Genomic DNA, 24933 nt, shown 5'->3' on the forward strand with positions numbered 1-24933 from the left:
AAGCCGCGAGCCCACTCCATAATGGGGCCGCTTGCTCCGTTATCACCATCCCGCCGACAACCTCTTCCGTCATCCCGGACTTGATCCGGGATCCATTCCTCTCCGTGTCCATCACGGTCCGGTTCAGAAAAGCGGGAATGTCGATCGGAGTAAATTCGTTTGAAGATTTGGAATGGATCCCGGGTCAAGCCCGGGATGACGATTCTAAAAGGTCCGCGACAACAACGCGCAAGCGCTGGAACGACGCGGAAAGTCAGGGATGCCGATACCGCCGCCGACCAGCATCCCGCCGGCCCCTTCATCGCCTCTCCGGCCTTGAGCCAGGTAACGAGCGTCGAGGATTAAGTCGACGCTGCAGCCTAGACTCTAAACCGCCGGCGAGCGGGCTGCCTCGACCAGCAGCGCCCAGAGGTAGTCCGCGAACGACCGTCCGCAATAGACCTCGAAGCCGGTCTCGCTGCGGCGCCAGATGATCACGTCGATCTTCTGCATCAGCGAGCGGCTGGCTGCGCCGACCGGGAAGGAGCGCAGCCGCAGGTCCTGCGGGCAGCCGGCCGACAGCACGGCCTCGGCCGCCGGTCCCTCGACCGCGATGGCGATGAAGCGGTCGGAGACGTCGACGGCCGAAACGTCCGGCGTCGGCGCCGCCCCGAGGGCATCGATCATCGCTGCCGCCTCGTCCGGGTCTTCGGATGCGCCAACGATCAGCCAGTCCTCGGGGCCGAGCCAGAGCGCCGCGAGCGTTTCGGTCTCGGTGACGGTCTTCGGCCGGGTCGGCAGCGACAGGCCGAGCGCTTCGCCCAGCAATCCGGTCGCCTCGGGGTGGCCGTGCAGGCTGACCTTCGGCCGTGCCGGTACCGGCAAGAGCGAGACGCCGGGGCCTGCGGCGTAGTGGCCGGCGAGCGGGTCGAGGCTGCGAAGGCTGGCGGTCATGACGGTCTCAACCATGGAGGCGCTCCCCCTCGGGATCGTAGAACATCGGCGCGGTCACCTCGGCGGCGAGCGTCTCGTCCGGCATCGGCACGAACAGCGTCTTGCCCTTCAGGGCATTGCCGTCCGCCACCAGCGCCAGTGCGATCGAGCGACCGAGCGTTTCCGACCAGTAGCTCGAGGTGACGTGGCCGATCATCGTCATCGGCACCTTCTGGTTCGGATCGGCGACGATCTGCGCGCCCTCCTCCAGCACCGTCAATGGATTGCGGGTGAGAAGACCGACCAGTTGCTTGCGACCAGAACGAACGAGGTCCGGCCGGGTCAGGCCGCGCTTGCCGACGAAGTCCGCCTTCTTCTTCGACACCGCCCAGTTCAGCGCGGCGTCCGCCGGCGTCACTGTGCCGTCGGTCTCCTGACCGACGATGATGTAGCCCTTCTCGGCGCGCAGCACGTGCATCGCCTCGGTGCCGTAGGGCTCGAGCCCGAGCGGCCGTCCGATCTCGCGCAGCCGGTCCCAGACCGCGCGGCCATAGCGCGAGGGCACGTTGATCTCGAAGCCGGTCTCGCCGGTGAAGGAGACGCGGAAGAAGCGCGTGGGCACGCCGAGGAACGTCCCCTCGGCCACCGACATGTGCGGGAAGGCGTCCGGCGAGATGTCGATGCCGCCGACCAGGGGCGTCACGATCTCACGGGCGCGCGGACCCTGGATGGCGATGGTCGCGTATTCCTCGGTGATCGAGGTCGTCCAAACCCGGAGATGCGGGAACTCGGTCTGCCGGTAGTCCTCCATGTGGTTCAGCACCCGCGGTGCGCCGCCGGTCGTCGTGGTGATGTGGTAGCGGTGCTCGCCAATGCGGGCGACGATGCCGTCGTCCATCACGTAGCCTGCTTCGCTCAGCATGATCGCATAGCGGCAGCGGCCGACGGCAAGGCTGGCGATCGGCGTCGCATAGATGAGGTCGAGGAACTCGGCCGCATCCGGGCCGCAGACCTCAATCTTGCCGAGCGTCGAGGCGTCGAACATGCCGGCGGCATCGCGCACCGCGCGGCACTCGCGCTTGACCGCCGCGTGCATCGAGGCACCGCGCGGAAAATACCAGGCCCGCTTCCAGGTGCCAACATCCTCGAACGCCGCACCCTCGGCCTCGGCGCTGTCGTGGATCGGCGTCTTGCGGATCGGATCGAACAGGTCGCCGCGCGAGAAGCCGGCGATCGCGCCGAACGTCACCGGCGTGAACGGCGCGCGGAAAGTGGTGAGGCCGACCTGCGGCATCGTCACGCCAAGCGCCTCGGCCGCGACGCCGATGCCGTGGATGTTCGACGTCTTGCCCTGGTCGGTTGCCATGCCGTTGGTGGTGAACCGCTTGATGTGCTCGACCGAGCGGAAGCCCTCGCGGGTGGCAAGGCGGATGTCCTTGGCGGTGACGTCGTTCTGGAAATCGACGAAAGCCTTGCCGTAGGTGTCCGGGCCGGCCGCCGGCGTCGCGCCAGCGGAGCCACCCTCGAAGTGCGAGGCCCCCTCGACCGAGACGCCGGCGCCGGACGTGACATCGGCGCCTGCGGCCGCGCGACCGGCAGCCCGTGCCTTGTCGATCGCCGAGGCAAGGTCGAAGTCGCCGGCACAGGCGCCGACGCTGACATTGTCCTGCGCCGCCTCGCCCGGCACGTAGGCCATGACGTCGGCATCGAAGGCGACCTTGCCGCGCGACTGCGAGAACAGGTGGACGGAGGGCGTGAAGCCGCCCGACATCAGCAGCGCGTCGCAGTCGAAGCCGCGGCGGTCCTGGCCGGACCGGGTCTCGGAAACGGTGATACCGCGGATCCGCTTGACGCCGCGCACGGCGGCGACGCCATAGCCCGTCAGCACCTCGATGCCGAGGCTGCGCGCCTCCCGCGTCAGCGCCGCATCCGGCTCGTCGCGAAGGTCGATGATGGCGGGCACCTCGACGCCGGCGCGCTTCAGGTCGAAGGCGGCGGCATAGGCGGCATCATGGGTGGTGAACACCGCGACGCGGTTGCCTGGCTTGACGCCGTAATGGTTGAGGAAGGTCCGCCCTGCCCCCGCCAGCATGATGCCCGGACGGTCGTTGTCGGGGAACACCAGCGGCCGTTCGATCGCACCGGTCGCCAGCACCACCTTCGCCGCCCGCACCTGCCACAGCCGCTCGCGCGGGCTCGCCGGGTCCGGCTCGGACAGGTGGTCGGTCAGCTCCTCGGTCAGGCCGACGAAGTTCTGGACATAGTAGCCGAAAGCCGTGGTGCGCGGCATCAGCCGCACGTTCGGCAGCGCCTTCAGCCGGGCGACGGCATCCGCCACGAAGGCCATGCCGTCGACGCCGTCGATGGTGACGGTGCTTTCTGCCTTCAGCCAGCCGCCGAAGCTCGAACCCTCGTCGCAGAGAATGACGCTCGCCCCGCTCTCGCCGGCGGCGAGCGCCGCGGAAAGGCCGGCCGGCCCGCCGCCCACGACGAGGACGTCGACGTGCTCGAAGCGGTTGGCGTAGTGGTCGGGATCGGGCTCGGTCGGCGATTTGCCAAGGCCCGCGGCGGCGCGGATGTTCGGCTCGTAGACGTTCGCCCAGAACGACTTCGGCCACATGAAGGTCTTGTAGTAGAAGCCGGCCGGCAGGAAGCGCGACAGGAGGCCGTTCACCGCGCCGATGTCGAAGGCGAGCGAGGGGAAGCGGTTCTGACTGAACGAGGTCAGCCCGTGATAGAGCGGCTGCATCGTCGCGCGGATGTTCGGCTGCCGGCGCGCCTTGTCGCGGCGGATCTCGATCAGCGCGTTCGGCTCCTCCGAGCCAGCGCCGAGGATGCCGCGCGGCCGGTGATACTTGAACGAGCGGCCGGTCAGATGCACGCCGTTGGCGAGGAGCGCCGAGGCCAGCGTGTCGCCGTCGAGGCCGTCATAGCGGTTGCCGTCGAAGCTGAAGGCGATGCGGCCGGCATTCTTCAGCCGGCCGCGGCCGGGAACGCGATAGGACGTCACTGCTGCGCCTCCGTGCGGGCCACCGGCGTGTGCTCGGCGTCGCCCATGACACCTGGCTCGACATTGGCGTCGAAGCCGGCTTCCGCCACCAGACGTCCCTCGGCATCGATGTTGGGTTTCGGCTCGCCGGCCTTGTAGGTGGTGATGAACTTGTCGGTGACCGAGTGCCTTGCGGCGTTGAAGAAGCGGCCGCAGCCGTGCACGTGGCGCCAGCGCTCGAAGACCAGTCCCCGCTCGTTCGAGCGGAAGTACAGGAGTTCGGCGGTCGCCTGGTCGCTGAGGCCAGCCGAGCCCTCGGGGCGCTTCAGATGCGCCTCGCCGGAATGGCGGAACTCCGTCTCCGGACGGGCTCCCTCGCAATAGGGGCAGTGGATGAGCAGCATCTTTATCCCCTTAGTGCGCGACGGCGGCCGCTGCCGCCTCGTCGATGAAGCGCCCGGTAACGAAGCGGTCGAGGCTGAACGCCGCGTTGATCCGGTGCGGTTCGTCGCGGGCGATGGTGTGGGCGAAGACGTTGCCCGAGCCCGGCGTCGCCTTGAAGCCGCCGGTGCCCCAGCCGCAATTGACGTAAAGCCCCTTGACCGGGGTCTTCGACAGGATCGGCGAGCGGTCCGGCGTCACGTCGACGATGCCGCCCCAGGACCGCAGCATCTTCAGCCGCCGGAACATCGGGAACATGTCGGTGATCGCGTCGAGCGTGTGGTTGAGAATGTGCAGGCTGCCCGCCTGCGAATAGGACGGGTACTGGTCGGTGCCGGCGCCGATGACCAGCTCGCCCTTGTCGGACTGGCTGACATAGGCATGCACGGTGTTCGACATGACGACGCAAGGGAAGATCGGCTTGATCGGCTCGGAGACCAGCGCCTGCAGCGGAAAACTCTCCAGCGGCATGCGGATGCCCGCCATCTCCATCACGGTGGAGGTCGAGCCGGCCGCGACGACGCCGACCTTCTTCGAACCGATGAAGCCGCGCGAGGTCTCGACGCCCTTCACCGCGCCATCGGCGCCGCGACGGATGCCGGTGACCGCGCAGTTCTGGACGATGTGGACGCCCATCGCCGATGCCGCGCGCGCATAGCCCCAGGCGACGGCGTCGTGCCGGGCGGTGCCGCCGCGCCGCTGCAGGGCGGCGCCGATGATGGGATAGCGCGCATCGGGCGAAATGTTCAGCGGCGGACAGAAGGCCTGCGCCTCCTCGCGCGTCAGCCATTCATTGTCGACGCCGTTCAGCCGGTTGGCGTGGATATGGCGCTTGAACACCTGCTGGTCGTGCACGTTGTGTGCCAGCATCATCACGCCGCGCGGCGAGTACATGACGTTGTAGTTCAGCTCCTGGGACAGACCCTCCCAGAGGTTCAGCGCGTGGTTATAAAGCCCGGCCGACTCGTCGTAGAGGTAGTTGGAGCGGATGATCGTGGTGTTGCGTCCGGTATTGCCGCCGCCGAGCCATCCCTTCTCGATCACCGCGATGTCGGTGATGCCATGCTCCTTGGCGAGGTAGTAGGCGGTGGCGAGGCCATGCCCACCGGCGCCGACGATGATGACGTCGTAATGCTTGCGGAGTTCAGGCGATGCCCACTGCTCGCCCCAGCCCGTATGGTTCCGGAAGGCTTCCCTGGCCAGCGCGAAGGCTGAAAAACGACGCATCCGATAATCCTTGAAAGGCGAGAGCCGGGAGCGCGAGACGGGCGCGGGGACCCGATCGACCATGCGGGGCACGCTAGCCGTTTCAGCCTCAGATCATGCTCATTTTGCGACGGCGGGTGACGCTTTGCCGGAAACGGCTGCGAAACGCGTCGCCAAACGAAAACGGCGGAGCGCTGGGCGCTCCGCCGTTCGGCACTGGAGGTGTTGAGGACCGCTTAGACGCGGGCGACGACGACGCGTGGCTTCGGACGACCGGCCAAGCCGCCGACGGCACCGACGACGAGGCCGAGCAGCAATGCGATGAACGTCGCGAAAGCGGCGGTCGACAGGGCGGCAGCAGCCTTGTCGGCAGCAACCTTGGCCTTCTCGACGGCCTGGTCGTAGGTTGCCTGGAACTCGGTCAGGCGACGCTCGGCCTCGGCCTGCGGCACGCCGGCCTGCTGCGAGATGACGGTCACGGCAGCCTGGCGCTGCTCAGGTGTCGCATCCTTGCTGAGACCAGCGGCGATTTCCGGGATGGCCTTGGTGAGGTCAGCCTCGCCGGTCGCCTGGCGGGCGGTGTTGGCCGCCTGCTGGCCCTGCTGCTGGGCGTCGGTTGCCGCCTGATTGACCTGCTGCTCACCGCGCTGCAGGAGACCACGCACCTGAGACTCGATGCCATCCGGCAGAGCCGAGAGCGAGTTCGGGGTCAGCGAGGTCGCCGCGCTGGTCAGACCCGAGATCGAGCTGCCGAGAGCGCCGAACGTGCCGCCGATGACAGCCGAGACGCCCGATGTCAGGAGGTAGACGATGACGAGGGTCGAAGTCGCCCAGGTGACGATGCCGTGCAGCACGCCGTCGGTCTTCTCGCCAACGCCCGAAAGGCGGGCAGCGGCATAGGCGCCGATGAAGGTCGCGATCAGCACCGTAACGATCGTCCAGATGCCGCCTGCCGAGCCGAGGGTCGCCGCATCCGGCGAGCCGTTGCCAGCGGGATCAAGCGTGGCAAGACCAATGCCGACGCCGAGCAGCGACAGCATGATCTGGATGACGAGGGTCAGGATCGCACCCGCAAAGATGGCGCCCCAGGAGACGCGGCGCAGACCGGTTGGCACCGCCGGTGCGACGACCGGACGATCGTAAATCGCTTCGGACATGAGATTACTCCAGATAGGCCATCGGTACGGCGAGGCCGGCGATGGGAGACAAAAAGCGGGGACGTCATGTCGGGCCGCGACGCAGGCGTGTCGGGCCCTTGAACTGAGAGAGCCCGGAAAGCGTTCCGTGAGCCGACGTCCTAAATAATCGCCACCCTCCCGCCACACCCCGGAACCAAACCGGACAGCGCCTATCGAACGACGACCGACTTCTGGTCTCAGCGTCGAGGAAGCTGGAGCGCCGTGCATCCCATCGCATGCGAAAAGCACGCGCCAACTTGTTGGGTCGAGGCCATCTTTCTTCGCTCGGGTAGGTCCACCCGATCGCAGGATGCTCTAATCCTGAAGCGCTCGGCGGCCGCCGACTTGCCTTGGAAAACGCATGCAGATCGCCCTCGCCCGAAGCCTCGTCAACCTCCGCAGCGTGCTGCTCGCCTCCGACCCCGCGCTGTCGCGGCTGAGGATGGGCGCGCGCGTGACCTTGACCCTGATGGCGGTCGGTCTGGCGCTGATCGGCCTGCACCGTCTGATCCCGCTGCCGATCGCTGCCTACAGCGTCATGGTAATCACGGCGATGCAAGGAACGCTCGTGGTGCGCGACGCGACCTCGCAGGCCCGCGCCGTCACGCGCCTCTATTCCGGCCTGACCGGGTTTGCGGCGGTCGCAGTGGCGACGCTGCTGTCGCCTTGGCCGATCGTCTCGGACGCCGTCTTCGTGCTCTTCGTCTTCGGCGCGGTCTATGCCCGCAAATACGGCGCCCGCGGCAACGCCATCGGCATGTTCGCCTTCATGTGCTATTTTGCAGGGGCCTACCTCCACCCTTCGATCGCCGACCTCGCCAGCATCGCGCTGACCATCGCGCTGTCGGGCGTCATCGCCCACGGCATTCGCAACTATGTCCTGCCGGAGCGACGCGAACAGGATTTTCGCTACACCGTCGTCGCCATCGGCCAGCGGCTCGCCACCCAGTCGGCGCTGCTGAGAGCGGGCGTCGCCGCCGGCTGGACGGCAGCGACGCGTCGGCAGGTCCTGCGCCAGCAGGAGCGGATCGGCGACGCCATCCTCACCGCCGAGGGCTTCCTGCCGCCGATGCCGTCCGACACCCACCGGGAGGCCGCGGTCCGGGAGTTGACCATCGCGCTGTTCGATCTGCACCTCGCCAGCGAAACCGCAGTGATGACCGCCTTGCGCCAGGATGAGACAGCGCCGGAGGCGAACGGCGCGGCACGGCTCGCCACCGCCCTCGAGCATCTCGACACCGCCCGCCGCATCGCCTTCGAACAGGCCGCCGCCATGCCCGCCGCCTGGTTCGAGGGAGCCGCCGCCGAGCCGCCGGCCCCGCCCGATGCATCGACCGCCACGGGGTGGATCCGGGACCCGGCGCTCCGGCTCGCCATCCAGGTGACGCTCGCCTCCGCCATCGCGATGGCCGGCGGACTGATGCTCTCGGAGGCCCGCGGCCTTTGGGCGATCCTCACCGCCTTCCTGGTCTTCATCAACACCCAGTCGCGCGGCGACGCGGCGCTCCGGGCGCTGCAGCGGGCGGCGGGAACCCTCGCCGGCATCATCGTCGGCATCGGGCTCGCAACACTCCTGCACGGACAGTTGCTGGTGTCGGTGACGCTCGCCTTCGCCTTCGTCTTCACCGGCTTCTACCTGCTGCAAATCTCCTATGCCGCGATGACCTTCTTCGTGACGCTGGTGCTGGCCCTGCTGTACGGCCTGACCGGTCAGTTCACGCCCGACCTTCTGGTGCTGCGGCTGGAGGAAACGCTGATCGGCGCCGCGTCCGGCATCTTCATCGCCTTCATCGTACTGCCGAGGTCGACCAGCGCGGCAGCGGGAGAAGCCGCCGACAGCTTCTTTGCCGCGCTCGACACCTTGCTCGCCGCCGCCGGCCGGCAGGTCGAGGGCGAGATGCCCCAGCCGAGCCTCGTCACCTTGTCGCGCCGCCTTGACCGACGCTATGCCGCGCTCGCGACGGCCGCCCGCCCGCTCGGCAGCCAGTGGCAGCTGGTGCAGAAGCCCGGCCGGGTCCGGCAGGCGCTGACGCATTTCATGGCGCTGTCGCACTGGGCAAGGATCCTGGCGCGCGGCGTTGCAGCGGCACCGATCGCGGCGGCGGACCGCCCACCGGTGTGCGCGTCTATCGCGGCCCTGCGCGCCCAGATCGCCGAAGCGAAGGGCGGGGAAGCCGGGTTTTTCGGCGCCCAGCCAGCGTTGAAAGCGGCCTCGACCCGTCCCGAGCCCCGCCCCGCCGACTTCTCCGCCCGCTTGAGCGATCCACATTTTGCGCTCGACGTGCTCTCCCACATCATCGACCGTGCCGCCCATGGCGGTACCCGCGTCGGCCGCGCTGCAGCCGTCGACGAAGCGCCGAAGCCGGGTGGAGAGGGCGCATAGGCCGGGGCCATCGCGCCGTCCATCACCGCAACCCGACGCGAAAATGATTCCGAATTTCCGTTCGATGCTGTAGGCAGACGGGATAGGCAGGACAGGCAGCGGCCGGCCAGCGTCGAGAGTGGCGGCATTGTCGCTTCGTCTGGGGGCCTGCAACGTTTGCCGCCCGACAGGAAGAGTTTACGCCCGGTTGTTGCCCGGATGCTCTGGCCCGCGGTGCCGCATTGGGGCAAGCCACTTCAAACGTGAAGACGAACAAAGACATACGAAGAGGACTACCGGTTTGACCCCTGATCTGAAGCGCGCGGAGCATCCGGCCAGGACCCTCGACAAGACGGCGTTGCGCCTTGCCGCAGGCCTCGGCCTCGCGCTGATGCTCAGTGCCTGCCAGTCGGCGATCCCCGATGCCAACGGCATCCGGCTCGACCAGGCCCAGGGCTCCAGCCAGAACATCTCCTCGCTGACCGCGACGATCAACGCCAATCCGCGTGATCCGGAAGGCTACAACGTGCGCGGCACCGCCTACGGCAAGGCCGGGCAGAACCGCGACGCGATCCAGGATTTCTCGACGGCGCTGCAGCTGAACCCGAACTTCTACCAGGCCTATGCCAACCGCGCGCTGGTCTACCGGCAGATGGGCGACAGCGCCAAGGCCGTCGCCGACTACAACGCCGCGCTGCAGATCAATCCGCGCTACGACAGCGCCTATATCGGCCGCGGCAACATCTACCGCATCGCCGGCCGCAACCGCGAGGCGCTGGGCGACTTCCAGAAGGCGATCGACCTCAACACCACCGATCCCCGTGCCTTCCACAACCGCGGCCTGCTCTACCAGATCGATGGCCAGCACAAGCTGGCGATCGAGGATTTCTCGACCGCGATCTCGCTGCAGGCCGATGCGCCGGAGCCCTATTCCGGCCGCGGCGTCTCCTACCTCGCGCTCGGCGACGAGGAGAACGCGTTCACGGATTTCAATACCGCACTGAAGCTCGACGACAAGTCGGCGGAGTACTGGACCAACCAGGCGCTGATCTACGAGCGGCGGGGCGAGAAGTCGCGGGCGTTCAAGTCCTATGCCCGGGCTTCGCAGCTCGACCCGAACTACCGGCCGGCCAAGGACGGGATGAGCCGCACACGCGCCTGAGAACGCGCGCCGTCGCCGAGCGACGGGCGCTCAGCGACCGCTTCGCCGCAGCCCTGCAAAAGGCCCGCGCCCCTCCCGGCGCGGGCCTTTTTGTTTACTTTGTTGCAATGCGTTCAGAGCCGTGATCGGGCCGGCTGAAACTTTCCTGCGACGTCAGGGTTACTGCGGCACATCATTCAAGGAGTACAGCCATGAAGACCCGTTCCCTGCTTGCCACCGCCGCCCTCATTGCCGCCACGGCGCTGCCGATGTCGGCTGCCAATGCCGCTACCAAGCTCGGCCTCCTGTCGTGCCAGAGCGACGGCACGCTGTCCTACATCGTCGGCTCCAGCAAGGAATACCTCTGCGTCTTCAAGCCGGCCGACGGCTCTGCCCGTGAAGCCTACATCGGCACGCTCGACACGGTCGGCGTCGACGTCGGCATCACCGGCCGCCAGGACCTGAGCTGGATCGTCTACGCCGCCTCGTTCCAGGACGGCGAGCCGCGCTCGCTCGACGGCAACTACTATGGCGCGACGGTCGATGCCTCGGTCGCCGTCGGCGGCGGCGCCAAGGCACTGGTCGGTGGCCCGAACAACGGCTTCACCCTCCAGTCGCTGAGCCTTCAGGCACAGTTCGGCCTCAACGCTACCGCCGGCCTCTCGCGCTTCTCGCTCCAGGCAGCCCCGACCGAGCCGGCCGTCTACAAGCCCTGATCCTTTAAGGTTTCCGTCAAGAAAAGGCCCGCGAACCGAAAGGTGCGCGGGCCTTTTTTCTGTCCGTCATTGCTTAGCGCCCAGTCGTCAGCGAACGCGGACCCAACGAGCTCGTCATCCTCGGCCTCAGGCCGGGGACCCATGCCTCGGCGCTGACGCGTCGATCCGGATCAGGGTAGCGCCGCCCCCTCACCCGAACCGTGCTCGCTCGACCGGCTTGGCATGAGTCCCCGGGGCTACGGCCCCGAGGATGACGACATCAAAGGTTCGCGCTCTTCCGGCCGTGATCACGTACTCTGCTGGACGGCCTACGACCTCCCTCAGTGCGCCATCGCCTTGACGATCGCTTCCACCATCTTCTTGGCATCGGCGAACAGCATCATCGTGTTGTCCTTGTAGAACAGCGTGTTGTCGATGCCGGCATAGCCCGACCCCATCGAGCGCTTGACGAAGAGGCAAGTGGCGGCCTGGTCGACGTTGAGGATCGGCATGCCGTAGATCGGCGAGGTCTTGTCGTCGCGTGCGGCGGGGTTTGTGACGTCGTTGGCGCCGATGACGAAGGCGACGTCGGTCTGCGCGAACTCTGAATTGATGTCCTCGAGTTCGAAGACCTCGTCATAGGGTACGTTCGCCTCGGCCAGCAGCACGTTCATGTGGCCGGGCATGCGACCGGCGACCGGGTGGATTGCGTACTTCACCTCGACGCCATGCTTCTTCAGCGTGTCGGCCATCTCACGCAGCGCATGCTGGGCCTGGGCGACCGCCATGCCGTAGCCGGGCACGATGATCACCCGCGAGGCGTTCATCATGAGGTAGGCCGCATCATCCGCCGAGCCTTGCTTGACCGGACGCTCGGCGCCGTCCCCGCTGGCTGCAGGCCCGCTCTCGCCGCCGAAGCCGCCGAGGATCACCGAGATGAACGAGCGGTTCATGCCCTTGCACATGATGTAGGAGAGGATCGCCCCGGACGAGCCGACCAGCGCGCCGGTGATGATCAGCGCGAGGTTCTGCAACGTGAAGCCGATGCCGGCCGCGGCCCAGCCGGAATAGGAGTTCAGCATCGAGACGACGACCGGCATGTCGGCGCCACCGATCGGCACGATCAGCAGCACGCCGAGCGCCAGCGCGATCGCCACCACCGCCCAGAACGCCAGGTGGCTTTCCGTCGCCGCGAAGACCACCAGGAACACGACGAGCCCGGCGGCCAGCGCAATGTTGATGAGGTGGCGCGAGGGCAGCATGATCGGCTTGCCGCCCATCCGCCCGTCGAGCTTCAGGAAGGCGATGATCGAGCCGGTGAAGGTGATCGCGCCGATGGCGACGCCGATCGCCATCTCGACCAGCGCCTGGGTGTGGATATGGCCGGGCGTGCCGATGTTGATCGACTCCGGCGCGTAGAGCGCGGCAGCCGCGACCATGACGGCGGCGAGGCCGACGAGGCTGTGGAAGCCGGCGACGAGCTGCGGCATGGCGGTCATCGGAATGCGCTTGGCGATGACGGCGCCGACACCGCCGCCGAGCGCGATGCCGACGATGATGAGCAGCAGCGCCCCCATCGACGGCCCGGCGAACAGCAAGGTGGTGAGCACGGCGATGCCCATGCCGACCATGCCGAAGATATTGCCCTGGCGGCTGGAGGTCGGGTGCGACAGCCCGCGCAGCGCGAGGATGAACAGCACACCGGAGACGAGGTAGAAGAAGGCGGCGACGTTCTCTGACATCTCTCGTCTCCCTACTTTTCTTTTTTCTTGTACATCGCCAGCATCCGGTGCGTGACGAGGAAGCCGCCGAAGATGTTGACGCTGGCGAGCACCAGCGCGACGAAGCCGAAGCCCGTGGCGATGCCGGAGGCCGAGAGACCGACGGCGAGGATGGCGCCGACGATGATCACCGAGGAGATCGCATTGGTCACCGCCATCAGCGGCGTGTGCAGCGCCGGGGTGACGGACCAGACGACGTAGTAGCCGACAAAGATCGCCAGCACGAAGATCGCGAGGTGGAAGACGAAGGGGTTGGCGCCGGCGACGACGTGGTCGACCGCGGGCGAGGTCATCATCTGCTCAACGCCGATGCGCGCGTCGCGGATGGCGGCGCCGGCGTCGTTCAGGTGCTGCAGGGTCTTCTGGGCCAGATCGTTTTCCATCAGGCGTCTCCCGTCTCGGCAGGTGCGGCGGCGATCATCGTTTCAGGCGCGGCCGGCTCGGCCTTCGCGAAGCTCGGGTGCACCACCCGGCCATCGCGCGTCAAAAGCGTCGCCTTGACCAGTTCGTCGTCGGTGTCGACCTTCAGCGCCTCGGTTTCCTTGTCGATCATCGTCTCCAGGAAGGCGCTGACGTTCTTGGCGTAGAGCAGCGATGCCGTGGCGGCGATGCGGCCGGGCACGTTGAGGTGGCCGACGATCCTGGCCGGGCCGACGTCGACGACCTTGCCGGCCTCGGCGCCCTCGACATTGCCGCCGCGCTCGACCGCAAGGTCGACGAGAACGGAGCCGGGCTTCATCGACTCGACCATGGCACGCGAGACGAGACGCGGCGCCGGCCGGCCGGGGATCAGCGCCGTGGTGATGACGATGTCCTGCTTGGCGATATGGGAGGCGACGAGCTCGGCCTGCTTCGCCTGGTATTCCTTCGACATTTCCTTGGCGTAGCCGCCGGAGGTCTCGGCCGCCTTGAACTCGTCATCCTCGACCGCGACGAACTTCGCGCCGAGGGATTCGACCTGTTCCTTGGTGGCCGGCCGCACGTCGGTGGCGGTCACCACAGCGCCGAGGCGCCGCGCGGTGGCGATCGCCTGCAGGCCGGCGACGCCGACGCCCATGACGAAGACGCGGGCGGCCGGCACGGTGCCGGCGGCGGTCATCATCATCGGAAAGGCGCGGTCGTATTCGCTCGCGGCGTCGAGGACGGCCTGGTAGCCGGCGAGATTGGCCTGGCTGGAAAGGACGTCCATCACCTGGGCGCGGGTGATGCGCGGCATGAACTCCATGGCGAAGGCCATGATCCCGGCCTCGGCCATGGCGGCGACGTCGTCGTCGCGGCCGTAGGGGTCCATGATGGCGATCACCGCGGCTCCGCGCTTGTAGTGCGCGAGTTCGTCGCGGCCCGGCCGCCGGACCTTGAGGACGACGTCAGCGGTCTCGGCATCGGCAGCGCCGCCGATCGTCGCGCCGGCAGCGGCAAAGGCGGCATCGGGAATGCGGGACTTCAGGCCAGCGCCGGTCTCGACGACGATGTCGAGCCCAAAACCCTTCAGTTTCTTGACGGTATCCGGAGAGGCGGCGACGCGCGGCTCTCCACCATCGTGCTCGAGCGGCACGAAGATCTTCATCTGTTCTCTCCCAGTCGCCCCTTCCACACTTAGGGGCGGATCAGGGGAGTTTCAGTCCCGGCGCGCAGCCGTTACTTCATCAGGTACGTGGCAACGGTTCCGGAAATCAGGAAGGCGAGAATGCCGGCGAAGAAACCGGCCGAGGTAATCAGGCCGACGAGCATGCCGATGAGGATCGCGACGACCCAGATCGAGCCGAACTTCACGAGGTTCAGGAAGAGCGCATAGGTCCTGTCATGCTCGGGATAGTCCATCTTCTCGGCAAAGCTCAGTTCGCCGTTCCCGTGATGTTCAGCCATGCCAACCTCCTCAGCCGCGGCGCCCCTCACCGCTCTCGCGCCGACCGCCTCCGGAAACATCCGGTTGCGTCCTGCCGGAGCGCCTCATCCCTCGGCCTTACACGAAGTCGCCACAAACTGGCAATGCGGCACGCGCGATCAAATGTCAGCCTGCGCCTCGACCACGATCGCCGGCGACTTCCACCTTGCCTTGCCAAATCCCGCGGTCTCTAGTCAGCGCATGGCCGATACAGCCCCACTCCACGTCCTGCGCCCTGCGGTCGACGCCGACCGGGATGCGATCGCCGACATCTGGCACCGCAGCGCCAGCCTGCCCGGCGTCGGACCACATCCCATGCCAACGCGGGCAGCGCTGCGACAGGAACTCGATACGGACACAACTGCAGACTGGGTGGTAACGGTCGCCGTCAACGAAGGCGCGGTAAGCGGCTTCATGGCGATCAAACCGCGGGAGGCCCTCCTTGCAGAACTGTTCATCTGCCCGGAGTGGATCGGAGCAGGGATCGGCCGGCGACTTCTCGCAGCCGCGATGACGGCGATGCCCACAGGGTTTACGCTCTTCACGCGTCCCTCGAACACCCATGCCTGTCGCTTCTACGAAAGGGCCGGACTGGTGGCGATCGGTGGGGGCGTCCACCCCCGAACCGGCGAGCCGATCGTCTGGTATCGCTGGGAGCCCGTAGCGGCTGCCCCGCACCTGGTCTGAGAACTCTTCAGAAGAGATCGTCCTCGTCCGGGTCGTGATCGATCGCGGCGCGGGCGTCGCCGAGCGAGAAACCGGCGCGCATCATCGCGGCGATATCGCGGTCGCGGCGCTCGGTGCGGTCGCGCAGGCGGTGCGGGCCGAGACGCCGGCGGCGGGCGAATGCAATGGCGGCGGCGCGGTCGTCGGTCTCGTCGCCGCCGACCACCTCGGCGATCAGCTCGCGGTCGACACCCTTCTGCGACAGCTTCGCCTGCACTTGGCGGATCGAGGTGCCGCGGCGGCGAAGGCTGGCGAGCCGGGCCTCGGCGAAGGCGCGATCGTCGAGCAGCTTCAGTTCGAGGAAGTGCGCGACCGTCGCCTCGACCATCAGGGCGGCCTCGCCCGGATCGGGCGCCTTCGGATCGTCGCCCCAGTCGCGGATCCGGCTCGCCACCTTGCGCGCCAGCACGCGGCGGAGGTTTTCCGCCGTGCTGGCATAGCGGCCGAGATAGTAGGCCGCCGCCCGGAACAGCCATTCGCGGCTGACGGGACGTGGCTTGCGGGGCTGGTCGCGCGGAGATGCCATGGCGCCGGTATAGAGCGGCGGCGCGCGCGCCACCATGCAGCGCGTGCCCCGGAAAGGAAAAAGGCCCGCGGCGGAGCCCGGGCCTTCCTGGAGATCGACTTGCGGCCGACCGGCGTGCGGCAGGACGCGATCAGGCGGCCTTGCTGAACTCCACGGCTTCCGGCGCGACCTTGGTCGCGGAGCCCCCGAGGATGCCGGACTCGTAGGCGAGCGTCGCGGCTTCTGCGCGGGCCCGGTCAAGGCCCGGCGCGATGTCGTCGGACAGGCTGAAGATCGTGCCGCCATGCAGGAACGGCGCTTCGTAGGCGGCGCGCAGCACGAGGCCGATGTCGAGCCGGGCGATTTCGCTCTCCTGGATGATGGTCTCGACGAGCCGTGCGACCCGGCTCGGGATATTGGTGATGGCGGTGGCGGCCAGCGCCCAGTCGCGGCTGCGGCGGCCCTTGCCGGCATCGGCGGCCAGCATGCGCTCGGTGGCGATCGCGGCATGCGCCGAGAGCGGCGAGAACCGCACCGGGATCAGCGTGCGGTCGGCGAGCTTGGCGGCGGTGCGGATGGTCTCCGCATCGTCACCGGCGTCGATGATGGCGAGATCGCCGCGGCGGCGGGCGGCCCGCACCAGGCGCTCCATCGTCGCCTCGTCGTCAGCGGCTTCAACGGTGATCTTGGCGGGGCACTGGCCCTTGGCGGCCCAGGCGACGAGGTCCTTGTCGCGGGCGGCGTCGATCAGCACGACCGGAATGTCGGCGGCCGCGGCAACGCCCGCGAGCGTCAAGGCAAGGGTGGTGGTGCCGGAGGTCTTCAGGGAGCCGATGGAGATGACGGGGATCATGCGGAGCGCCTAACCTTGGGTTGCGAACAGCCTCGGCGGCCTATTCCGCAGATGGCTCGATGGCGTGATGTCTGCCGCTGTTCTGGAACCCGAAGATGTCGCGAGGCTGGAAAGACGAACAATTGGTTAAAGCACCCCGCTGCCGCCCTCCCCCTACGACAGCGCGTGCCCCCTCCTCCCTCAAACCCTTTGCCGGCAAGGAATTGCGGCGTGGCAGACGAGAAGGTTCGCGGGCCAACCGAGCCGATGGCAGCCTCCCGGAACATCCGCCTATCCCCGAGGAGCGGGAAAAGTCCGGCAGCATGGAGACTGACAACTCTGCGTGAAGTCGGCGTTCGCTAGTTGTCGCCGGCGCCGGATAGGGCGCCTTCGCGCTGCTTGATCATCATGAAGGTGTCGAAGGTGTACTCGGCCACCTGCTGGTAGAGATAGGTCTCGTTCCGGAACGCCATCAGGCTGTCGTGGATCTTCTTGAACGCCGCATTGCCGCCGGAAATCTCGCCGTACAGCGTCGTCGCCGCATCGAAGCAGGCATTCAGAACGTCCTGCGGGAAAGGCCGGAGTTGGGCGCCGGCCTCGACCAGCCGCTTCAGCGCCGGCGGGTTCTTGAAGTCGTATTCCGCCAGCATCTCCAGCGACACCGCGCGCGCCGCGGTCGAGAGCACGCTCTTCCAGGCCGGCGGCAAGGCGTCGTGTTTCGGCTTGTCGACGAGGAAGGCCAGCGACAGGCTGCCCTCCCACCAGCCGGGATAATAGTAATAGGGCGCGACCTTGACGAAGCCGAGCGCCTCGTCGTCCGCGGGCCCCATCCACTCCGCCGCATCGAGGGCGCCGCGCTCCAGCGCCGCATAGATGGCGGCGGGCGAGAGGTCCTGCGGCACGACGCCGAGCTTCTTCAGCACTTCACCGCCCAGCCCGCCAATGCGCATGTTGAGGCCGCTGAGATCCTGCACGCCCTTGACCTCGCGGCGGTACCAGCCGCCCATCTGCGTCCCGGTGGAGCCGCCCGGCAGGAAGGTGAGCTGCTGCTCGGCGAAAAAGTCCTGCAGCAGGCCGAGGCCCTCGCCCTGGTAGAGCCAGGCGTGGAGACCCCGAACGTTCAGCGTGAACGGCGCGGCGCCCGCCAGGCCGAAGACCGGATCCTTGGCGAAGGAATAGCCGGCCGCCGTATGCGCGATGTCCACGGTCCCGGCTGCCACAGCGTCCAGCGCGGCGTTCAGCGGCGCCGTCTCGTCGGGGGCAAGAACCTCGATCTCGAAGCCGCCGTCGGTCGCCGCGCGCACCATGTCGGCAAGCCTGATGGCGCCGCCGTGCAGCCCGCCAAGACGCGGCGGAAAGGCCGACTGGCAGCGCCAGCGCACTTTCGGCGGCGTCTGCGCGAGGGCCGGCATCGCCAACCCGCCCGCCGACACCACGCCCAGCGTGCCGAGCCCACCCGCGCGCATGAAATCCCGGCGATCCATCCTTGCTTTCCCCACTTCCCCGTTCCGGCGCCAAAAGCATGGAGCCCGCCCGCGAGGCAAGGCCAGCGGCATGATCGCGTCGGAAATGCGGCGTGGCCCGGAAGCCGCCCCCTGCGCGCCGGCCATGCGGCCGGCCGGCGGCGATAGCGGTTGACCTGCCCGCGGTTTCCGTGATGGGTCGGCGGATCTCCTGCCGTTGGAAGCCTTGCCATGTCCGCGCCTGCCATTCTCGTCGCCGTTCCCGCCGATATCCGCACCATTGGAAACCACCGCTGGCATTGTGCGCCGGAAAGCTATCTGACGGCAGCGCTTCGCGTCGCAGGGGCGATCCCGGTGATCATTCCCGCGCTCGCCAGCGAGATCGACGTCGCCGGCATCCTCGAGCGGGTCGACGGCGTGCTGGTCACCGGCTCGGTCACCAACGTCCACCCCGAGCGCTACGGCGTCTCGCCCTCCGCCGCCTACGAGCCCTACGATACCGACCGCGATGCGATGACCGATAGGATGATGAAGGCGGCGATCGACGCCGGCATGCCGCTCCTCGCGATCTGCCGCGGCCTGCAGGAACTCAACGTCGCGATGGGCGGCTCGCTCGCCACCGAGATCCAGGACATCGAGGGGCGCTCCGACCACCGGGCGAAGGATCATCCCGAACAGAAAGAGCGCTACGCGATCCACCAGAGCGTCCTGGCGAAATCCGGCAGCCAGATCGACCGGATCGTCGGCCGCACCGAGTTCAAGGTGAACTCGCTGCACCGCCAGGCGATCGACCGGCTGGGCGACGGTCTCGTCGTCGAGGCGACGGCGCCCGACGGCACCATCGAGGCGGTGTCGGTCGAAGCGGCCAAGGGCTTTACCCTCGGCGTCCAGTGGCATCCCGAATACTGGGCCGAGAGCGACGCACCCTCGGCCTCGATCTTCACCGCTTTCGGCGATGCGTGCCGCGCCTATCGCAAGAGCCGCGCCACCGCGCGGTAGGAGCCAGAGGAACCCCGCCCTGCCCTTTCCGGACAAGGTCTAGGCGGCGCCGTCAGACGATGGCGCCGCCGAGCAGCGCGAGGCCGAGCAGCAGAACGAGGATGGCGCCGAGGATCTCCACGGCGTCGAGGACGCCCTGGCGAGCCCCGCCGGCCGCCCCGAAGCGCAAGGCGACATCCTTGGCGTAGACGGCGAGCGCCGCGATCGCCGAGACGGTGATGGCAGTGCCGAGCGCCATGGCAAAGACCGACAGCACGCCGCCGAGATAGAGGCCGTTCAGAAGGCCGAAGGTCAGCACCACGATCGCACCCGAGCACGGACGCAAGCCGACGGCGATGACGGCCGAAGCGGCCGAGCCGAGGGTCAGCCGCGCCGCGCCGAGCGCAGCCGGATCAGGCATATGCGCCCGGCCACAATCGCAATCGTCCTCGTCGTCGGTGCAGACGTCGGCAGCGAACCCGCCGGCCGGCCGCATGATCGGTCCAGCGCCCAAGCTTCGCGGCATCGCCCCGGTCCGCAGCATCGCCGGCATCCGGCCCGCCGTCGCCGGCTCGGGCGCGAAGCCGAACGCTTGCCCCCGGGCAGCGATGGCAGCTGTATCGGGCTTCGCGCCGCGAAGGGCCGTGCCGGACGCGGCGAAGGCAAGACCTGCCCCACGCCGCGGCCGCCGGATCATCCGCCAGATCTTGCGCAGGAGAAGAGTGGCCCCGAAGCCTGCGATCATCACGAAAGAGGCGATCTCGAGCCAGTTGGTGGCATCGGTCATCGACACCGCCGTCCCCCGCAGGAAATACCAGCCGACGCCGACCACCACGAGCGCCGTGACGCCCTGCAACAGCGCCGAGATGAACGAGAGCGCGATGCCGCGGCGCAGCTGCACCTCGTTGGCCAGCACGTAGGACGAGATCACCGCCTTGCCGTGGCCGGGACCGGCGGCATGGAAGATGCCGTAGACAAAGGAGACGCCGATGAGAACGAGCACGCCGCCGGCGCCGTTCTTCATGCCGACGAGCGCCTGCCTGAGCTCGGTGAAGAACTCCCGCTGCACCCGGTTGATTTCGACGAAGAGGGAGGCGAAGGGCCCGCTCGGCGCCGAAGTAGCCTCCGCCGTCCCGATGCCGAGCGAGGATTTGGCAAGGCTCGGCTCGGCGACGACGAGCACCAGGACAAACGTCAGCATCACCAGCACGACCGCCTGGTTTCGGCTCATCCGCGCTAGCTGCATTTGATCTCGACCTTGGTCGCCAGCGCCTGCGCAAAGTCGGCACCGGTCGCCGGCACCGTCTCGTCGGGCGCAAGATCGGCGATCGAGGCCATCCACTGCTGTGCAGCCTCATCCTCGTCCGGTACGTTCATGGTCTTGGTACAGCCGGCCGGCATGTCGACGAGGTCGAAGCTCGTTTCGTCGGTGAAGTCGAAGGCGACGTAGAAGGTCTCGTCAAAATTGGCGACCGTCAGCGGCTGGGTCTTCAGATCGATCGGCTCGCCGGCCTTCAACTCGAAGAACAGCAGCAGCTGGCCATCCTGATACAGCGCCCGGATGGATTCCGGCGGCAGCATCTTCACCGGTTTCCCCGCCGTGGTGACGAAGGTGTAGAAGTCCCATTCGGCGATGGACTCCTTAACCGTGTCGCCCACCGCCTGCAGCTCGTCGTCGTCGAGAACCCCGTTGGCATTCTTGTCGAAGTCGACCACGACGCTCGAGGAGAACAAATCGTCCATCCGCCAGATGTTGCGGACGGCGGCGAGCTTTGCGGCGGGATCACCGACAATTTCCATCCGCGCTTCAGCGAAGACGTGCGGATGCGCCTCGGCCCGCTGGACGTGCCAAGAGAATGCCGCCAGGCAGAGAGGCACCGCAAGGCAGCGCTTGATCGAGGACATGGCCTCTCCCGGATGGAGGACGATGCCACCTCCTGACAGGAGAAGGATGGCCGAAATTTGAAATGGAGCGAACGACATGCCCGAGATCGGCATGCCGCACCAGCGGCAAGATGCCGCCGCCGGTACTCTGCCCCCGGCTGCAAGCGCCATAAGATCCAAGGGTGAAGCGATGTGATCGATGCCAGCGACGCGAGATCGCCACGGCCGGATCGGAACGATAACGGGCCAAATCGGTTTATGGACCGAACAAACATCCCCCAGCCTTAAGGAGGCAGCCATGCACACCCCGACCCAAGCCGAGATCGAAGACCAGATCACCGCTCTGCGCAACGAGGTCGCGTCGCTGACGAAGTCGCTGTCCAAGACTGGGGCTTCCGCCTTCAACACGATCGAGGACCGCGCTTCGGATCTCTACGGCTACGTTCAGGATCGCAGCCCGGAAGTCGTGCGCGAACTGCGCAAGCAGGCTCGCTACATCGAGAACAGCGCCCGCGAGAACCCGGTTGCCTCGATCGCCCTCGCCGCCGTGGCGTTGCTGGTGATCGGTGCCATCACTCGCCGTTAAGCCGGCAGCACTTCGATTGAAGAAAAACGCTCCTTCGGGGGCGTTTTTTTATGGCTCGTCCCTTTGCGCGTCGAACTTCCTGAACCAGGCGGCGAGATAGTCGACAAACAGGCGCACGCGCATCGGCAGGTGCCGGCGATGTGGGAACACCGCATAGACCCCGGCCTCCTGCGGCATGTAGGGTTCGAGGACCGTCACCAGCCGGCCTGCGGCGATGTCCGCCCGAACGACGAACTCCGGGATCAGCGCGAGGCCCAGGCCCGCCATGACAGCGGCGCGCACCGCGACCGGACTGTTCACGGTGAACTGTCCGGAGACGGGGACGGGAAACGGCTCGCCCTTCTCGGGATCGGTGAACTGCCAGTTCGAGAACATCCGCGAGTTCGAATCTATGACGGCGGGATAGTTCGACAGTTCCAGCGGATGCGTCGGCGTACCCAGCCGCTGCAGCAGCGACGGACTGGCGCAGAGGGCCAGGTCGAGCGACGTCAGCTTGCGGGCGATCATCGAGGAATCGGTAAGCCGCGTCATCCGGATCGCAACGTCGAAACCCTCCTCGACCAGATCGACGAAGTTGTCGTCGAGCTGGATGTCGAGCGAGATGTCGGGGTGTGCGACGGCGAAGTCGACCAGCGAATGGCCGAGTTCGGCATCGCCGAAAGTGCGGGCCGCGGAAATCCTGATCCTGCCCTTCGCCTCGCCGGTCGCCTCCCGGGCCTCCTCATTGAGGCTTTCGAGATCGGCGAGGATCGCCGAGGCCCGGGCGAGATAGACCTCGCCGGCACCGGTCAGCGCGATCTGCCGTGTGGTGCGGTTGATCAGGAGGACGCCGAGTTCGTCCTCGAGCTCACGCACGTATTTCGACAGCAGCGCCTTGGATCGGCCTGTCTTGCGGGCTGCCGCCGAAAACCCTTCGTTCTCGATGACGGCGATGAAGGCCCGCATGCGGGTCAGCGTATCCATCGGCGCTCCAGGCTGGCGTGAAACTGGTGTTTTGTTGCCGGAAGTCGACACCCACCCCCTTCCTCGGCTCCCAGGCGGAGAAAATCAACCGGCGGTCCATTTTCCGGTTGTGTATGACGAAATCCGATCATATATCGCGCTTGCCCAAAGTCGCACGAGCCTGTGGGCGTCCCCCGATCCTCATATGCGAGGGCCATCGGGCCGGTCCTGGAGATTGCCTCCAGTCGACTGCGCAGCAAGCGCAATCGAGGACGCCTTAAAGCAACGACGGTGCGGGCTTTTTTGGTCTCCCCTGGTCTCCACAGCCGGGAATACTGAAGAGGCACACCCTCATTGCCCCATGTGCGGCGGGTTCAAGCCCTCCATGCCAAGGCAGACAACGATCGACCCGGAGCGACAGCCCCGAGTTCGAGCCACGTCGCGGACCGAGCAACCTTGTGAATCGCCTTGCCGGCGATCCAGGGAACGCCTGTGTCCGCCCTCGCCACCCTTGGTTTACGGGAATTGCCCCATGGCTACGCAGCGCATCCTCGACTTCCTCGCCACCCGACGTCCGACCGGCCCTTGCCTCGTCGTCGATCTCGATGTGGTCGAGACCAATTTCAATGCCTTCCGCAAGGCGCTGCCGGACTCGTCGATCTACTACGCGGTGAAGGCCAATCCTGCGCCTGAGGTCCTGCGTCTCCTGTCGGCCCTCGGCTCCAGCTTCGACTGCGCCTCGGTCGCCGAGATCGAGATGGCAATGGATGCCGGCGCGACGGCCGACCACATCTCCTTCGGCAATACCATCAAGAAGGAGCGCGATGTCGCGCGCGCCTTCGACCTCGGCGTCCGGCTGTTCGCCGTCGACTGCGTCGAGGAAGTCGAGAAGGTCGCCCGCGCCGCTCCCGGCGCAAAGGTGTTCTGCCGCGTCCTGACCAATGGCGAAGGCGCCGAATGGCCGCTGTCGCGCAAGTTCGGCTGCGTGCCCGCCATGGCGATCGACGTGCTGGTGCATGCGAAAAGCCTCGGCCTCGTCGCCACCGGCGTGTCGTTCCACGTCGGCTCGCAGCAGACCGACACCGAGGCTTGGGATGCGGCGATCGCCGATGCCAGCCACGTCTTCCAGACGCTGGCCGAGAAGGGCATCGTGCTGACCCTGGTCAACATGGGCGGCGGTTTCCCGACGCGCTACCTGAAGGACGTGCCTTCGGCGGAAGCCTATGGCCGCTCGATCTTCTCGTCGCTGCGCCGGCATTTCGGCAACCAGATCCCGGAGACGATCATCGAGCCGGGCCGCGGCATGGTGGGCGATGCCGGCGTGATCAAGGCCGAAGTCGTGCTGGTGTCGCGCAAGTCAGCGACGGACGAGAACCGCTGGGTCTACCTCGACATCGGCAAGTTCGGCGGCCTCGCCGAGACCATGGACGAGGCCATCCGCTATCCCATCACCACCCAGCGGGATGGCGACCGGATGGAGCCTTGCGTGCTGGCCGGCCCGACCTGCGATTCGGCCGACGTGCTCTACGAGAAGAAGCCCTACCCGCTGCCGATCACGCTGACGGTCGGCGACGAGGTTTTGATCGAGAACACCGGCGCCTACACGACGACCTACTCGGCCGTCGCCTTCAACGGCTTCGAACCGTTGCGATCCTACGTGATCTGAGTTCCGGCGCGTCCCTAGCGCCGGGCCTTAGCCCGCGCGCCGGACGCCCTTCAAGCTCCGGCGCACCTTCTCGGCCTCTCCTGATACGAGGTTGATCCCATGATCGCATCTGCCATTTCCGCCGTCGCTGCGATGTCGCCGCGCGTCGCTCCCTACTTCCAGATCTCGGCCGAGATCGCCGGCGACGTCGCCGCGCGCGAGGCGCTGCTCGACCGCGCCATGGGCCCGGGCCGCCGTCGCAAGTCGTCGGAATCGATCCGCCGCGGCCGCCAGCCGGCCGAGGGCCTGTCGCTGGTTGCCAAGGGCGAGAACGGCGAGCTGCTCGGCACCGTCCGGCTCTGGCACGTCGCCGCCGGCGCTGCGGGTGCGCCCGCCTTGATGCTCGGCCCGCTCGCGGTCGCGCCGGAACTCGCCGGCTGCGGCATTGGCGTCGCGCTGATGCGGCGCGCCATCGCCGAGGCACAGTGGCGCGGCCACGGCGCCATCGTCCTCGTCGGCGATCCTGAATACTACGCGCGCTTCGGCTTTACCGCCGAACCCGCCGCAGCACTGGCCATGCCCGGCCCGTTCGAGCGGCACCGCCTTCTCGGCCTCGCGTTGAAGCCAAGTGCGCTGGTGGGGGCTGCCGGCCTGATCCGGCCGACCGGCGTCCGCGCCATGGCCGGACGTTTGTCTGCAGCCGGCTCGGCGCCGGCGGACCGCATTAGCGTCGCCGCGCGGTAGCCATTCTTTACCGGTAAAGCTCCGGACGCCTCGTTCTG

The 24933-nt window shown here is 67.4% G+C and carries 23 protein-coding genes; 8 read left to right on the top strand and 15 right to left on the bottom strand.

Annotated elements, in window-relative coordinates; genetic code table 11:
* Positions 1 to 366: 366 nt before the first annotated feature.
* From ACZL02_RS15015 to ACZL02_RS15035, 5 genes are all read right to left on the bottom strand, one after another.
* Entirely contained in the window at positions 367 to 948 is a 582-nt protein-coding gene (locus ACZL02_RS15015; RefSeq protein WP_472936701.1) for a sarcosine oxidase subunit gamma, read from the bottom strand.
* Positions 941 to 3922 (bottom strand): sarcosine oxidase subunit alpha family protein, encoded by a 2982-nt coding sequence (locus ACZL02_RS15020; protein WP_472936700.1) that lies wholly within the window; start codon positions 3920 to 3922, stop codon positions 941 to 943. The genes ACZL02_RS15015 and ACZL02_RS15020 overlap by 8 nt, the downstream gene beginning before the upstream one ends.
* Entirely contained in the window at positions 3919 to 4305 is a 387-nt protein-coding gene (locus ACZL02_RS15025) for a sarcosine oxidase subunit delta (RefSeq protein WP_472936699.1), read from the bottom strand. The genes ACZL02_RS15020 and ACZL02_RS15025 overlap by 4 nt, the downstream gene beginning before the upstream one ends.
* Positions 4306 to 4315: 10 nt before the next feature.
* Positions 4316 to 5569: a sarcosine oxidase subunit beta family protein gene (locus ACZL02_RS15030; protein ID WP_472936698.1), complete on the bottom strand. Its 1254-nt coding sequence runs from the start codon at positions 5567 to 5569 to the stop codon at positions 4316 to 4318.
* 215 nt (positions 5570 to 5784) lie between these two features.
* Positions 5785 to 6705 (bottom strand): hypothetical protein, encoded by a 921-nt coding sequence (locus ACZL02_RS15035; protein ID WP_472936697.1) that lies wholly within the window; start codon positions 6703 to 6705, stop codon positions 5785 to 5787.
* Between the two features lie 382 nt (positions 6706 to 7087).
* On the opposite strand from ACZL02_RS15035, the gene ACZL02_RS15040 reads away from it, so the two are divergent.
* From ACZL02_RS15040 to ACZL02_RS15050, 3 genes are all read left to right on the top strand, one after another.
* Entirely contained in the window at positions 7088 to 9109 is a 2022-nt protein-coding gene (locus ACZL02_RS15040; protein ID WP_472936696.1) for an FUSC family protein, read from the top strand.
* A gap of 280 nt (positions 9110 to 9389) precedes the next feature.
* A complete protein-coding gene (locus ACZL02_RS15045; RefSeq protein ID WP_472936695.1) occupies positions 9390 to 10250 on the top strand; it encodes a tetratricopeptide repeat protein in 861 nt (286 codons plus the stop codon).
* Between the two features lie 191 nt (positions 10251 to 10441).
* Entirely contained in the window at positions 10442 to 10945 is a 504-nt protein-coding gene (locus tag ACZL02_RS15050) for a DUF992 domain-containing protein (RefSeq protein ID WP_472936694.1), read from the top strand.
* A 320-nt stretch (positions 10946 to 11265) separates the two neighbouring features.
* On the opposite strand, the gene ACZL02_RS15055 is transcribed toward ACZL02_RS15050, so the two are convergent.
* The 4 genes from ACZL02_RS15055 to ACZL02_RS15070 form a co-directional block, all read right to left on the bottom strand.
* Positions 11266 to 12666 carry an NAD(P)(+) transhydrogenase (Re/Si-specific) subunit beta gene (locus ACZL02_RS15055; protein WP_472936693.1) on the bottom strand — a complete coding sequence of 467 codons (1401 nt, stop codon included), beginning with the start codon at positions 12664 to 12666 and terminating at the stop codon, positions 11266 to 11268.
* An 11-nt stretch (positions 12667 to 12677) separates the two neighbouring features.
* Positions 12678 to 13088, bottom strand: a complete 411-nt coding sequence (locus tag ACZL02_RS15060; RefSeq protein ID WP_472936692.1) for an NAD(P) transhydrogenase subunit alpha part 2 — start codon at positions 13086 to 13088, stop codon at positions 12678 to 12680.
* A complete protein-coding gene (locus ACZL02_RS15065; RefSeq protein ID WP_472936691.1) occupies positions 13088 to 14272 on the bottom strand; it encodes a Re/Si-specific NAD(P)(+) transhydrogenase subunit alpha in 1185 nt (394 codons plus the stop codon). The genes ACZL02_RS15060 and ACZL02_RS15065 overlap by 1 nt, the downstream gene beginning before the upstream one ends.
* Before the next feature lie 71 nt (positions 14273 to 14343).
* The gene (locus ACZL02_RS15070) at positions 14344 to 14571 is read right to left on the bottom strand and encodes an aa3-type cytochrome c oxidase subunit IV (protein ID WP_472936690.1); all 228 of its coding nucleotides are present in this window, start codon (positions 14569 to 14571) and stop codon (positions 14344 to 14346) included.
* A gap of 142 nt (positions 14572 to 14713) precedes the next feature.
* Here ACZL02_RS15070 and ACZL02_RS15075 point away from each other — a divergent pair, with 142 nt between their 5' ends.
* On the top strand, positions 14714 to 15277 hold the full coding sequence (locus ACZL02_RS15075; protein WP_472936689.1) for a GNAT family N-acetyltransferase: 564 nt from the start codon (positions 14714 to 14716) through the stop codon (positions 15275 to 15277).
* 7 nt (positions 15278 to 15284) lie between these two features.
* Here ACZL02_RS15075 and ACZL02_RS15080 read toward each other — a convergent pair whose 3' ends face one another.
* The 3 genes from ACZL02_RS15080 to ACZL02_RS15090 all read right to left on the bottom strand — a co-directional run bounded on the left by ACZL02_RS15080 (position 15285) and on the right by ACZL02_RS15090 (position 18137).
* Positions 15285 to 15878 carry a regulatory protein RecX gene (locus tag ACZL02_RS15080; protein WP_472936688.1) on the bottom strand — a complete coding sequence of 198 codons (594 nt, stop codon included), beginning with the start codon at positions 15876 to 15878 and terminating at the stop codon, positions 15285 to 15287.
* Between the two features lie 94 nt (positions 15879 to 15972).
* Positions 15973 to 16674 carry a P-loop NTPase family protein gene (locus ACZL02_RS15085; protein WP_472936687.1) on the bottom strand — a complete coding sequence of 234 codons (702 nt, stop codon included), beginning with the start codon at positions 16672 to 16674 and terminating at the stop codon, positions 15973 to 15975.
* A gap of 338 nt (positions 16675 to 17012) precedes the next feature.
* Complete coding sequence (locus ACZL02_RS15090; RefSeq protein WP_472936686.1) at positions 17013 to 18137, bottom strand: TRAP transporter substrate-binding protein; 1125 nt, start codon at positions 18135 to 18137, stop codon at positions 17013 to 17015.
* A gap of 210 nt (positions 18138 to 18347) precedes the next feature.
* On the opposite strand from ACZL02_RS15090, the gene ACZL02_RS15095 reads away from it, so the two are divergent.
* Positions 18348 to 19115, top strand: a complete 768-nt coding sequence (locus ACZL02_RS15095) for a gamma-glutamyl-gamma-aminobutyrate hydrolase family protein (protein ID WP_472936685.1) — start codon at positions 18348 to 18350, stop codon at positions 19113 to 19115.
* A 52-nt stretch (positions 19116 to 19167) separates the two neighbouring features.
* Here ACZL02_RS15095 and ACZL02_RS15100 read toward each other — a convergent pair whose 3' ends face one another.
* Together ACZL02_RS15100 and ACZL02_RS15105 are read right to left on the bottom strand one after the other, a co-directional pair.
* On the bottom strand, positions 19168 to 20340 hold the full coding sequence (locus tag ACZL02_RS15100; RefSeq protein ID WP_496258436.1) for a HoxN/HupN/NixA family nickel/cobalt transporter: 1173 nt from the start codon (positions 20338 to 20340) through the stop codon (positions 19168 to 19170).
* Positions 20331 to 20999, bottom strand: a complete 669-nt coding sequence (locus tag ACZL02_RS15105; protein WP_472936683.1) for a DUF1007 family protein — start codon at positions 20997 to 20999, stop codon at positions 20331 to 20333. The genes ACZL02_RS15100 and ACZL02_RS15105 overlap by 10 nt, the downstream gene beginning before the upstream one ends.
* 277 nt (positions 21000 to 21276) lie before the next feature.
* Here ACZL02_RS15105 and ACZL02_RS15110 point away from each other — a divergent pair, with 277 nt between their 5' ends.
* Entirely contained in the window at positions 21277 to 21564 is a 288-nt protein-coding gene (locus ACZL02_RS15110; protein ID WP_472936682.1) for an ElaB/YgaM/YqjD family protein, read from the top strand.
* A gap of 48 nt (positions 21565 to 21612) precedes the next feature.
* Here the strand turns inward: ACZL02_RS15110 and ACZL02_RS15115 are convergent, their stop codons facing one another.
* Positions 21613 to 22527: a LysR family transcriptional regulator gene (locus ACZL02_RS15115; RefSeq protein WP_472936681.1), complete on the bottom strand. Its 915-nt coding sequence runs from the start codon at positions 22525 to 22527 to the stop codon at positions 21613 to 21615.
* Between the two features lie 511 nt (positions 22528 to 23038).
* Between ACZL02_RS15115 and ACZL02_RS15120 the strand changes: the two genes are divergently transcribed.
* Positions 23039 to 24172 (top strand): type III PLP-dependent enzyme, encoded by a 1134-nt coding sequence (locus ACZL02_RS15120; RefSeq protein WP_472936194.1) that lies wholly within the window; start codon positions 23039 to 23041, stop codon positions 24170 to 24172.
* A gap of 99 nt (positions 24173 to 24271) precedes the next feature.
* Positions 24272 to 24895 (top strand): GNAT family N-acetyltransferase, encoded by a 624-nt coding sequence (locus ACZL02_RS15125; RefSeq protein ID WP_472936680.1) that lies wholly within the window; start codon positions 24272 to 24274, stop codon positions 24893 to 24895.
* The last annotated feature ends 38 nt before the right edge of the window (positions 24896 to 24933 follow it).

It is taken from the genome of Mesocryomonas fontinalis, assembly GCF_055730125.2.